Origin of the sequence: Paraburkholderia sp. 22098 (assembly GCF_052045935.1) — a bacterium.
GTDB classification, from domain to species: domain Bacteria; phylum Pseudomonadota; class Gammaproteobacteria; order Burkholderiales; family Burkholderiaceae; genus Paraburkholderia; species Paraburkholderia caledonica.
Genome location: NZ_JBQEPV010000004.1, coordinates 264,456 through 276,879, shown reverse-complemented (window position 1 = coordinate 276,879; position 12,424 = coordinate 264,456). Strand labels below are relative to the sequence as shown.

Below are 12,424 nucleotides of genomic sequence, written 5' to 3'. Positions count from 1 at the left end.
CGGATCGTCTAGTCGAGCTTGAACTGCGTAACCGCGCTCGCAAGGCTCACCGCCTGCGATTGCAATGCAGCTGCTGCTGCGGTCGACTGTTCGACGAGCGCGGCGTTCTGCTGAACCATTTCATCCAGCTGGCTCACCGCGCGGTTCACTTCCTGAATGCCGCGCGTCTGCTCATTGGCGGCTTGCGTGATTTCGGAAATGATCGTGGTCACGTTGGCGACGTTGCTCACGATCTCCGTCATCGTTTCGCCCGCCTGCCGCACCTGGCCCGAACCTGAACTCACACTCGCGACCGTGGCTTCGATCAGCGCCTTGATTTCTTTGGCGGCTTGCGCGCTGCGTTGCGCGAGGCTGCGCACTTCGCCCGCCACGACCGCGAAGCCGCGACCCTGTTCGCCGGCACGCGCAGCTTCAACCGCAGCGTTCAACGCAAGAATGTTGGTCTGGAAAGCAATGCCGTCGATCACGCCGATGATGTCGGAGATCTTCACCGACGCATGTTCGATCTCGCCCATTGTCGTAATCACTTCGGAGATCACCACGCCGCCGCGCGAAGCGACCTGCGATGCGGAAACCGCGGTCGTGTCGGCCTGCTTCGCGGCGCTCGCCGATTGGGTGACCGTGGACGTGATCTCTTCCATCGACGCGGCGGTTTCCTGCAAGCTCGCCGCAGCCGATTCTGTGCGTCCGGACAGATCGACGTTGCCTGCTGCAATCTCATTGGCGGCCACGCGCACCGACTCGCTCGCGTCGCGAATCTGACGCATCACGTGACTCAGTTTGTCGATGAATGTGTTGAACGAACGGGCGATCTGCGCGACTTCGTCGTTGCCGACGGCTGGCAGGCGTTGCGTCAGATCGCCTTCGCCGGAACCGATGTCGTCCATTGCATCGCGTACTTTCGACAGACGCTGGAACGAAGCCGCGGTGACCGCCGCGACGATAGCCGCTGCAATGCCCGCAATCACGATCAGTGCGATCACGGACGCGGTCAGCAGCGAACGCATGCCGGCGGTTGCCTCCGCTTTGTCGAGCGCGACGACCACGTACCAGTTGGTGCCCGGAATGGATTGCGCGCGCAACAGTTTCGGGCTGCCGCTCACGTCCATCTGCAGCGGACGTTGCGCGCTAAAGAGCGCGGCGAGCTTGTCGCCCGCGAGGCCCGGCGCGAGATCGGACACCGGCTTCAACGTGAGCTTTGGATCCGGGTGCGCGACGATATTGCCGCCCGCATCGATCAGCATGCCGAAGCTCGCGGGCGTCGGGTGGATCGATTTCACGTTGGCAATCACGCTGTCCATTGCGACGTCGCCGGACACCACGCCCTTCACCGCGCCGTCGCGTACCACGGGCGCGGCGAACGCGACCACCAGCTTACCCGAGCCGACATCGACATAAGGCGGCGTTGCCACCGGCTTGCCTGCTGCCACGGCCTGCTTGTACCAGGGCCGCCCGGTCGGATCGTAGTCGGCGGGAATGCCGGTCGGGTCGGAGAACTTTGCTGTCTTGTCCGCGTAGCCGACATAAACGTTGGTGAACTTGCCAGCGGTGGCGATCTGCTGGAGCGCCGGCGACGGGTCGGGTTGCAGCACTGCGTTCTGCAGCGAGTCGATCATCTGGCTGTTGGCGGCAACCCAGTCGCTGATACCGGCTGCATGGCCGCTCTCGACTGCCGTCAAACTGCTGTCGATGGCGTCGGCGTTATACGAATTCGCGACCACATAATTAAGGACCGCATTGGCAGCAAGTGCGACCACGACGATGGCGACGCACAGCGCAACGATCCGCGCGCGAATGGATGTGAACATGGTGGAAGTCTTTCGGATGAGCATAGAGCCGTAGTGATTGAGGCGGGCGCCTCATACGCGGTTTACGGCTCTCGAACCGAAAGTCTTGAGCGCATGTGCGCTAGTGTTTTCACGCAGTGCATCGCGCGAATTCGTCTGAAGATAAGATTCAAATACGGCCAACGTGCACTACGATTTAAAAAAACGGCCGCTGCGTTTTATCGCAGCGGCCGTTGTCATGCGTCGGTGTTCGCGCTCGTTCAGGCGCCCAGCGCAGGATCGCTCATGCTGCTCTTGCCCGTCTCCACGTGGCCTGAAAAACGGCGGGCAAATAGCGGGTCGGTGTCGACGGTAATCGCCAGGTCGTACCAGCCGTGCGCATTGCGAAGATCGAGGTAAAGCTCGTCGGTATCGCCGCCGCGCACCACACGTTTGATCGTGTGCTTCGGGTCGTACGCATTGACAATCGTGAACTTGCAATGCGCGCTGCCCACGTTTTCGAGGCGCAGTTGCAGATTGCCGTTCACGACGTCGTAGCCTTCCAGCACTTCGGGGCGCGCGATATCCGATCCGTCCCACCAGCTGCGAGCAATCGGCCGGCCGGTGAAGCGGCGCAAGAAACCGTTCGGACCGTGAACGGTGAAATCGTAAGAGCCGTCCGCATTCAGCGGGAACTGATCCTGCAAGCGCTTGCCGGCCTCGACCGTATACGTGCGCGGCGCCTCGAGGCTGTTCGCGCGATAGACGAGAAACACCGCGCCTGCGCTGCCCGTATTGACGAAGCGCATGGTCAACGTTTTTTCGGCGCCTTCGCCATGCACTCGCACGAACATTTCATACGGCAGCGCACGAGCCGGGCGCACGCCGGGTTCCTGACGCGGGACTGCCTGTACCGCAGGCGGCAGCGGCACGTAGTCCGGATGACGGTTCTGATCGGGCGGCACATAGCCGGTCGTGCTCGGCAACGTCGGGAAGGCGTCGTTCGGGTTGCTGAAGTTGAAGGCCGACGTCAGGTCGCCGCACACCGCGCGTCGCCACGGCGAGATGTTCGGCTCGCCGAGATTGTGCTGCTGGCCGAAGCGCTGTTCGATAAAGCGGATTACCGACGTATGGTCGAACACCTCCGAACACACATAGCCGCCTTTGGACCACGGCGAGACGACGAGCATCGGCACGCGCGGGCCGAGGCCGTACGGCGCGGCAACGTTCTTTGCATCGCCCGGATAGATTTCGTTGACGGTGTCGACGGTGGAGAGGCCGTTCGCACTCGAACTCGGCGCACACGGCGGCACCATATGGTCGAAGAAGCCGTCGTTCTCGTCGTAATTGATCAGGAGTACGGTCTTGCTCCACACCTCGGGATTCGAGGTCAGGATCTGCAAGACCTGGTCGATGTACCACGCGCCGTAATTCGCAGGCCAGTTCGGGTGCTCTGAATAGGCTTCCGGTGCGACGATCCACGAGACTTGCGGCAGCGCGTTGTTCTGCACATCGCGCTTGAGAATGTCGAAGTAGCCGTCGCCCTTCAATGCATTCGTGCCGGTGCGCGCGTTCTCATACAGCGGGTTGCCCGGCTGAGCGTTGCGGTACTGGTTGAAGTAGAGCAGCGAGTTGTCGCCGTAGTTGCCGATATAAGCGTTCTGAGTCCAGCCCCAGGAGCCCTTGGCGTCGAGCCCGGTGCCGATGTCCTGATAGATCTTCCACGAAATGCCTGCGTTTTGCAGCACTTCCGGATAGGTCGACCAGCCGTAGCCGAGTTCGGAATTGTCGATCACAGGACCGCCGCCGGTGCCGTCGTTGCCTACACCGCCTGCCCACATGTAGTAGCGGTTCGGGTCCGTCGGGCCCATCAGCGAGCAATGGTAGGCGTCGCAAATCGTGAATGCGTCGGCGAGTTGATAGTGGAAAGGAATGTCCTCGCGCGTGAGGTAGGCCATGGTGGTCGAGCCTTTGGCGGGCACCCACTGATCGTAGCGGCCGCCGTTCCACGCAGCGTGCGTGCTGTTCCAGTCGTGCGCGAGGTCCTGCACGAACTGCAGTCCGAGGTTCGGCGCGCTCGGGCGGAACGGCAACACATAGCCGAGATCCGCGGCAAGCGGTTGATACCACACCGGCTTGCCATTGGGCAGGTTGACCGCGCGCGTGTCGCCGAAACCGCGCACACCCTTGAGCGTGCCGAAGTAGTGGTCGAACGAGCGGTTTTCCTGCATCAGCACCACGATGTGTTCGACGTCGCGGATCGTGCCGGTCTTGTTGTTCGCCGGAATGGCGAGCGCGTTGCGAATGCCTTGCGGCAGCATGCTCAGCGCGGTGACGGAACCGGCCGCGTGCGCGGCAGAGCGTAGAAAATCACGACGATTTTTTGAGGTCATGGTATGTGCTTTCGTGTCTTCAGTGGGAAAACGATCCACGCAGCGCGGCAGGCATGAGCGGCGCGTGAAGCGCGGGACTCAGTCAACGGTATGGATTACAGGTGTGGCGAGGGGCGTCGAAGCGGCGGCGGACAATGCCGGGTCGGCGCTTGATGCAGGTAGTGCTGGGCTTTGAATCGTGACGGCGGCGGGCGAGGGCGATGCAGAAAGAGGATTTGCCGACAGGACGGCGGTGCTGCTCTGATCGGTGGCGTTCAGCGCGGAGCCGGCGTTGCCCGTATCCGGCGCCTTGGCGTCGTCATTGCCGCAGGCGACGATCAGCGCGGACAGTGGCAGCGCCACGAGCGCAATGGCCAAACGTTTGCGATGCAAGGCACTGAACGGCTTCGACGCATAGGACATAGCGATGTCTCCGGCACGGGGAACGCGCGGGCATCGGTGTGCCCAGGTCAGCGGTGCGAAGAGAATATCCGCTTACCTGTGTAAGTTTTGTGAAGTTTTGGAAATTTGGGGATTTGGTGACAAATGGGGATAAAGGTTGTCGCCTCGCCCGTTGCGTGCCGGCGAGCGGCAACCTGCCGCTACCGGTATCGCGACACGAACTCCGCGATTGCTTCGTTCAACCGGTCAGGCGCATCGCGGTGTGGCGAGTGTCCGCAAGCGTCGAGCTTGACGAGTTCGGCATGCGGCGCGTACTTGGGAATGGTGTCGATCTGAGCCATCGTGCCGTAGTTGTCGTCGTGGCCTTGTAGGGCGAGCAACGGCTTGTTGATCGTCGAAAGCTGCTGCGCAATCGACCAGTCGCGGAATGCAGGATCCAGCCAGATATCATTCCAGCCATAGAAAGCGGAATCGACGTCTGCGTGATAGCGGGCGAGTTTGTCGCGCAGGTCGGTGCTTTCGTAAAGCTGCTTCGTCTGCGCGATGCTTTGCACCGATAACTCTTCGACAAATACGTGCGGCGCGATGGCCACCGCGCCCGCCAGCGCGTCGGGATGCAACGCCGCGTAAAGCAGCGCGATCGAGCCGCCGTCGCTGTGTCCAATGATCCACATGCGCCGCCGTTCGTGCAGGCCAATGCCGAGTTCGTCCAGCAGCGCGGGCAAAATATCGCGCGCCTGGTCGCTCATGAAGTCGACCGGCCATTTGACGTGGTGGGGGCGCGGTGTCGATAAACCATAACCGGGACGCGAGTACACGAGTCCACGCATGCCGAGCCGCTCGCACAACGATTGTGGCCAGTCGCGCCACATGGCGATCGAGCCGAGTCCTTCGTGAAGGAAGACGGCGATTGGCGCATGGCTCGTTGCGTTGCCAGTGGTGTCGGCGGCTTCACCGTTCAACCAGCGATATTCAATCCGCAGCGGCCCGTGCGATGCCGTGGCGGGCAGGTCGGCGAAATGGCTAGTGGGTGTCTCGACAGCGGCATTCTGCATGTATCACCTTATGACTGTTCGCGCAGTTTGAAGCGTTGAATTTTTCCGGTGGCGGTCTTCGGCAAGTCGTCGACGAACACGATTTCGCGTGGATACTTGTGCGGCGCGAGCCGGTCTTTCACGAACGCCTTCAATTCGTCCACCAGTATCTCAGACGGTGAAAACTCGCGCTTCAATACGACGAACGCGCGCGTTTTCATAAGGCCGCCGTGATCGACACCGACCACGGCCGCTTCGAGCACTGCGTTATGCTGCACCAGCACCATTTCCACTTCGACCGGCGACACATACTGGCCACTGACTTTCAGCATGTCGTCGCTGCGGCCCGCATACACATAGCAGCCATTCGGCAGACGGCTGTACTTGTCGCCGCTGCGAATCCACTCGCCGAGAAAAGTGGCTCGCGTTTTTTCGCGGTTACACCAGTACATCAGCGCGGCACTCGGGCCTTTGATAAAGAGGTCGCCCACTTCGCCGTCGCCGACCGCGCGACCGCTGTCGTCGCGCAACTCCACTTCGTAACCGGGCACAGGGCGACCCGTCGTGCCATATTCGACTTCGCCCGCGCGATTGGACAGGAAGATATGCAGCATCTCCGTCGAGCCGATGCCGTCGAGAATTTCACAGCCGAAGTGCCGCGTAAAACGTTCGCCGATCTCGCGCGGCAATGCCTCGCCAGCGGAGGTGCAAACGCGCATTGCGACATCGTCGCGCGCAGGCAGGTTCGGCGACACTAGCATGCTCGCGTAAAGCGTCGGCACGCCATAGAAAACGGTCGGACGGTGGCGCGTGAGGCGGGAGAAAACGGCGTCGGCGGTGGGGCGCTCAGCCATCAGCACAGCAGTAGCGCCGACGGAAAGCGGAAAGGTCAGCGCGTTACCCAGCCCATAGGCAAAGAACAGCTTCGCCGCGGAGAACACCACATCGCTTTCGACAATGCCGAGTACCGGCTTCGCGTACAACTCGGCGGTCCAGTAAAGATTCGCATGCGTGTGGACAGTGCCCTTCGGTTTTCCGGTCGAACCCGATGAATACAGCCAGAAGGCAATGTCGTCGCAACCTGTGGTGGCGGCTTTCAAAGCGGGCGTCGCGGCATTGATCAGATCTTCCAGCACCGGCGCCGCGAACGGCTCGCCTTCAGGTGCTGGCGCCGCCCGGTTGGAGACAATGAGCTGGCAGCCGTCGTGCTCGGCCGTCTCCATGGCTTGCGTGACATTTTGGATCAGCACGCTCGACGCAATGACCGCACGCGCATGACTATGCGTGAGCATGTACACGTAATCGGCCGGCGTGAGCAACGTGTTTGCGACCACCGGAACCACGCCCGCATAGAGCGCGCCAAGAAAAGCGATGGGCAATGAGACGGTGTCCAGCATTACCAGCAGCACACGCTCTTCAGGATGCACGCCCAAACCGCGTAACGCGCTCGAAAAGCGCCGTGCGCGGTCTTCGAGTTCGCCGTAAGTCATGTGGCCGCTGTCGTCGATATAAGCGGTTTTCGCCGCGCGCGGCGCGTTCAACGCGAACAGATGAGCCGCGAAATTGAAGCGAGCGGGCGGCGGCTCGACCGTGACGACGGGCTGGCTTGCAGCCGGTTCGAACAGGGCTTCCATATGTCTCCTCCATCGAGTGGGGGCGGTCCGGCTGTTATGTGCTCATGATCCGCTGAATGTCTGCATGCGCTACTGCGGGCGCTTCTCCGTCATCTGGTGTTCATCTTCAAGTCGTCATGCCGTGGGCAAATGGGTTAGCTGCGCAACTGCGTCGATTGCCGCTGCCGACGCCTGAATCGCCGAACGCCGGTGATAGAAACCAAGCGCGCGCAGACCGCCGAGTTCTTCACCGCCGCCCGCGCGTCCCGGTCCGCCGTGAAGCGACATCGGCATCACGTTGCCGTGGCCGGTCTGACTCTGCTCGACGGAAGGCGAAACCGCATGCACGCGGCCATGCGAATCGGCGAGTTCAAGCGCAAGCCTGCCCAGGTGCGCGTCGTCGTTTGAATAGATCGATGCGACGAGCGATCCCTGTCCGCGCCGCGCGAGGTCGACCGCGTGCGCTTCGCTCAGTTCACCGGCGCCGTTTGCTACGCGATATGGCGCCACACTCGCCACGGGTCCGAATACTTCGACATCGTGCAGCAGGGTTGCGTTATCCGGATCGTTGACGACGAACAGATGCGGCGCGATGCACGCAGCAACAGCCGCATCGGCGTCGATGAGCGGCGCGGCCGACCCGTCGTACGCGAGCACCGCTTCCTCACGCAACGCGGCAATGCCCGCCAGCACGTTCTCGTATTGCGCGCGGCTCACGAGCGATCCCATGCGCACGGCGTCGTTGCGCGGATTGCCCACGGTGATCTTCGCGAGCTTCGTTTTCAGCGCATCGACGACGGCATCAAGCGCCCTGTCAGGAACGAACGCGCGCCGGATCGCCGTGCATTTCTGCCCGGATTTCACGGTCATTTCCCGCACGACTTCCTTGATGAAAAGATCGAATGCGGGCGTGTCGGGGGTCGCATCCGCACACAGAATCGCGCTGTTCAGACTATCGGCTTCGACATTCAGCCGCGCGCCGCGTACGACGAAAGCCGGGTATGCGCGCAGCGATGCGGCCGTTTCAGCCGAGCCCGTGAAGGACACGACATCGAACGCCTGAACCTGGTCGAGCAGACCCGCAGAGCCGCCGCAAATCACCGAGAGCGCGCCGCGTGGCAGGATGCCCGCGTTGACGACATCGGCGATCATGCGTTGCGTGAGCCACGCCGTCGCGGTCGCGGGCTTAACGATGACGGGTACGCCGGAAAGCAACGCAGGGGCCGCTTTTTCCCACAAGCCCCACGACGGAAAGTTGAATGCGTTGATAAAGAGCGCGACGCCGCGCGTTGGCGTGAGCACGTGCTGCACGCTGAACGATTGATCCTTGCTCAATGCGCTCGCGTTGCCGTCGCGCAGCGCATGCACGTTGCCGAGCGATGCTCCTAACCTGGCGTAGTACGACAGCGTGAAAATGCCGCCGTCGATATCGACCGCTGAATCGTTGCGCGTCGTGCCGGAGTTAGCGAGAGCGATCGCATAGTAGTCGTCCCGCTTCGACTGAAGGAGCTTGACCACATCGGCGAGACGCGCGGCGCGCTCGGCATAGGACAGCGCGCGCAGGGACGCGCCGGCTTCATCGCGCGCAAAGCGGAATGCGTGTGACAGATCCAGTCCTTCGCTGGACACGCGCACGAGCGCTTCTCCCGTTACCGGATCGGTCAGCGTGTGTCCGTCTCCGGTTCCCGCAACCCATTCGCCCGCTACGTGGTTCTTCAACAGTTCGATCATGACGGCACTCACGCAGCGGTGAATTCGATTGCGCCTTGCGGCAGAAGATACAGCACGAGCGCCTGGCCGTTCGCCACCGTGGGTCGATGCGCGGAGCCTGCCTGATAGACGCACCAGCCCGCAGGATGACCGTCGAAGGTTGCGCCTTCTGTCAGCGGCATGATGAGATCGATCTCGCCGTGCGGATGAACATGATGCGGGCCGGCAATGTCCTTCATGTCGACTACGTCGACGGAAAAGCCGTGGGTGTCGGGCAGCGCTTTGAAGATGCGCCCGTAACGGATGCCGCCGCCCTCGCGGTTGCACAGCCAGCCTTCAGCGGCTCCCGCGCGGCATGCAGCGGCGAGATCGCGAAATGTCTGGCTGTCTGCGGGGTAGGTGCTGTTGAGCCAGTCTGCGAGTTCGGCGTTCAGCGGCCGGCCTGCGAGTTGCGCTGTCACGCCGGCTATCAGGCGCTGGAAATCGGATGGGGACATGCGGGCCTCCAGACTGTGCGCACGCACGTTAATGCATGTGACGCGCTGCGCGGTCTCCGTAATGCCGCTCGAAGAATCGCGGCGAGCTTGGTATGCGATCAATGTTCGGCGAAAATTAACCGTTCACTAAGCGTGTGTCAAGCACTATAGTACATGTATGGCTGGATCTAGGTAGAAAACATGAACCGAAATAACGTTGCTTCATCGCCCGGCTCGCCGTCTAACTCGCCATCCGATTCGCCGTCGCTCGAAGCCGTCGGCGAGGAGAGCGCTCGCGGCGAGCGCACCGGCGAACGCGAAGAGCGCGACCCGTTTCTGACCGCGATGGGCGAGCGCGTGCGCCTGCTGCGCGCACGTCGCGGCATGACGCGCAAGACACTGGCTGCTGAAACCGGCCTGTCGGAGCGGCATCTCGCGAATCTGGAATCGGGCGTCGGCAATGCGTCGGTGCTGGTGTTGCGGCAGATCGCGGCCACGTTGAACTGCCCGCTGGCCGAGGTGATCGGCGACGAAACGACTGCGTCCGCCGAATGGTTGTTGATCCGCGAACTGCTGCACGGGCGCGACCAGGCTGCATTGCAGCGCGCGCGCGTGGCACTTGCCGAGATGTTCGCGCAGGCGCCGCGCGACCCGCATCGCAAGGACCGGATTGCGCTGATCGGACTGCGCGGCGCCGGAAAATCGACGCTCGGGCGCATGCTCGCGCAGGAGCGCAAGGTTCCGTTCGTCGAGTTGACGAGGGTGATCGAGCAACTGGCGGGCTGCCCGCCGGCGGAAATCCATTCGCTATATGGCGCAAGCGCTTACAGGCGGTACGAACACCGTGCGCTCGAAGCGGTGATACAGGAGCACGAACGTGCGGTGATCGCGTCGCCGGGCGGGCTGGTGTCCGAGTCCGGCACGTTCAACGCGCTGCTGTCGCATTGCTTCACCGTGTGGCTGCAGGCCGCACCTGAAGAGCACATGCGCCGGGTCGTCGCGCAGGGCGATTTGCGGCCCATGTCGGGCAACAAGGAGGCGATGGACGACCTGAAGCGCATTCTGGCTGGCCGCAGCGAGTTGTATGGCCGCGCGGATATGACCTTCGACACGAGCGAGAAAACCTTGGCGGACGCCTATCTGCAACTGCGAGACCGCCTTGCTGCGCGGCTCGCAGCCGAATCGCCCGATGAGGCACGCGCTGTCTGACATGCACTGAGGGATCAGGGAAACACCTTAATATGCATTAAAGTGCTTTACATGGGTTGGACAGTGCACTATTGTTCTGGAAACAACTTGCATCGTCCAGTCAGGAGACGCCCATGTCCACAGCAGAAGCCGCGATCGCGCCGGTCGACTACCGCACCGATCCCTCGCAGTACAAGCATTGGAAGCTGAGCTTCAACGGCCCGGTAGCGACGCTCGGCATCGACATCGCGGAAGACGGCGGTATTCGCGAAGGCTATAAGCTCAAACTGAATTCGTATGACCTCGGCGTGGATATCGAACTGCACGACGCCATTCAGCGAATCCGTTTCGAGCACCCGGAAGTCAAAACCGTCGTGTTGACGAGCCTCAAGGACCGCGTGTTCTGCTCGGGCGCCAACATCTTCATGCTCGGCCTTTCGTCGCACGCGTGGAAGGTCAACTTCTGCAAGTTCACGAACGAAACGCGTAACGGACTGGAAGACTCGTCGCGTCATTCGGGCCTCAAGTTTCTTGCGGCGGTGAACGGCGCCTGCGCGGGCGGCGGCTATGAACTTGCGCTTGCGTGTGACGAGATCTACCTGGTGGACGACCGCTCTTCGTCGGTGTCGTTGCCCGAAGTGCCGTTGCTCGGCGTGCTGCCCGGCACGGGCGGACTCACGCGAGTCACTGACAAACGCAAGGTGCGCCATGACCGCGCCGACATTTTCTGCACCGTGGTCGAAGGTATTCGCGGCGAGCGGGCAAAAGCGTGGCGTCTCGTGGACGAGGTCGTCAAACCGAACCAGTTCGACCAGGCCATTCAGGCTCGCGCGCTCGAACTCGCCGCGCAGAGCGATCGTCCTTCGGCCGCGCAAGGTGTGATGCTCACGCGCATCAAGCGTACGGACCGCGACGACGGACTCACGTATAAAACGCTAGACGTCACGATCGATCGCGCTAAACGCATTGCGACATTCACCGCAAAAGCGCCGCAAACGGAACAGCCCACAAATATCGACGCGATCGTCGCAGCGGGCGCGAACTGGTGGCCGTTGCAATTCGCTCGCGAACTCGACGACGCCATCCTGTCGATGCGCACCAACGAGCTTGAAGTCGGCACATGGATATTCCGAACCGAAGGCGACGCGCGCAACGTGCTCGCCGCCGACGCTGTGTTGATGCAGCACAAGGACCACTGGTTCGTACGCGAGACGATTGGCATGTTGCGCCGCACGCTCGCGCGCATCGACGTTTCGTCGCGTTCGTTATTTGCGTTGATCGAACCGGGCTCATGCTTTGCCGGCACGTTCGCCGAACTCGCTTTTGCAGCGGATCGTTCGTATATGGCCGCGTTGCCGGGCAATGAGGAAGAGGAGCCCGCCATCACGCTGTCGGAAGCGAACTTCGGTCTTTATCCGATGGTTACCCACCAGTCACGGCTTGCACGCCGCTTCTATGAAGAAACGGCGCCGCTCGACACGGTGCGTTCGCTGATCGGACAGTCGGTCAAGCCGGTCGAGGCCGAGCGTTTGGGACTTGTCACGGCAGCGCCGGACGACATCGATTGGGCCGACGAAATTCGGATCGCACTAGAAGAACGCGCGGCAATGTCTCCCGATGCGCTGACCGGACTCGAAGCGAACCTGCGTTTTAACGGCCCCGAAACAATGGAAACGCGCATTTTTGGCCGTCTCACCGCTTGGCAGAACTGGATCTTCAACCGGCCGAACGCAGTGGGCGAGAAGGGTGCGCTCAAGGTGTACGGCAAGGGCAGCAAGGCGCAATTCGACGTATCGCGCGTTTGACGCACGAGCGCATTACGACGCCCGCTTCCCGGTACGCCTCTCACCTTCCGCATTGCAA

9 protein-coding genes are annotated in these 12,424 nt (G+C 62.0%); 2 read left to right on the top strand and 7 right to left on the bottom strand.

Annotated elements, in window-relative coordinates:
- Nucleotides 1–8 precede the first annotated feature (8 nt).
- The 7 genes from ACTJLB_RS10515 to ACTJLB_RS10485 form a co-directional block, all read right to left on the bottom strand.
- On the bottom strand, nucleotides 9–1,808 hold the full coding sequence (locus tag ACTJLB_RS10515) for a methyl-accepting chemotaxis protein (protein WP_440783206.1): 1,800 nt from the start codon (nucleotides 1,806–1,808) through the stop codon (nucleotides 9–11).
- 239 nt (nucleotides 1,809–2,047) lie between these two features.
- Nucleotides 2,048–4,159 (bottom strand): phosphocholine-specific phospholipase C, encoded by a 2,112-nt coding sequence (locus ACTJLB_RS10510; protein WP_440783204.1) that lies wholly within the window; start codon nucleotides 4,157–4,159, stop codon nucleotides 2,048–2,050.
- A 78-nt stretch (nucleotides 4,160–4,237) separates the two neighbouring features.
- Nucleotides 4,238–4,561: a hypothetical protein gene (locus ACTJLB_RS10505; protein ID WP_408164363.1), complete on the bottom strand. Its 324-nt coding sequence runs from the start codon at nucleotides 4,559–4,561 to the stop codon at nucleotides 4,238–4,240.
- A 179-nt stretch (nucleotides 4,562–4,740) separates the two neighbouring features.
- Entirely contained in the window at nucleotides 4,741–5,595 is an 855-nt protein-coding gene (locus ACTJLB_RS10500) for an alpha/beta fold hydrolase (RefSeq protein ID WP_440783203.1), read from the bottom strand.
- 8 nt (nucleotides 5,596–5,603) lie between these two features.
- Nucleotides 5,604–7,208: a benzoate-CoA ligase family protein gene (locus ACTJLB_RS10495; RefSeq protein WP_440783202.1), complete on the bottom strand. Its 1,605-nt coding sequence runs from the start codon at nucleotides 7,206–7,208 to the stop codon at nucleotides 5,604–5,606.
- Between the two features lie 114 nt (nucleotides 7,209–7,322).
- On the bottom strand, nucleotides 7,323–8,918 hold the full coding sequence (locus ACTJLB_RS10490; RefSeq protein ID WP_440783201.1) for a 3,4-dehydroadipyl-CoA semialdehyde dehydrogenase: 1,596 nt from the start codon (nucleotides 8,916–8,918) through the stop codon (nucleotides 7,323–7,325).
- A gap of 8 nt (nucleotides 8,919–8,926) precedes the next feature.
- Nucleotides 8,927–9,394, bottom strand: coding sequence for a DUF4863 family protein (locus tag ACTJLB_RS10485; protein ID WP_087751278.1), 468 nt, complete (start codon nucleotides 9,392–9,394; stop codon nucleotides 8,927–8,929).
- 180 nt (nucleotides 9,395–9,574) lie between these two features.
- On the opposite strand from ACTJLB_RS10485, the gene ACTJLB_RS10480 reads away from it, so the two are divergent.
- Nucleotides 9,575–10,582, top strand: coding sequence for a helix-turn-helix transcriptional regulator (locus ACTJLB_RS10480; RefSeq protein ID WP_440783200.1), 1,008 nt, complete (start codon nucleotides 9,575–9,577; stop codon nucleotides 10,580–10,582).
- A gap of 113 nt (nucleotides 10,583–10,695) precedes the next feature.
- Nucleotides 10,696–12,366: a 2,3-epoxybenzoyl-CoA dihydrolase gene (gene boxC, locus ACTJLB_RS10475; RefSeq protein WP_440783199.1), complete on the top strand. Its 1,671-nt coding sequence runs from the start codon at nucleotides 10,696–10,698 to the stop codon at nucleotides 12,364–12,366.
- Nucleotides 12,367–12,424 lie beyond the last annotated feature (58 nt).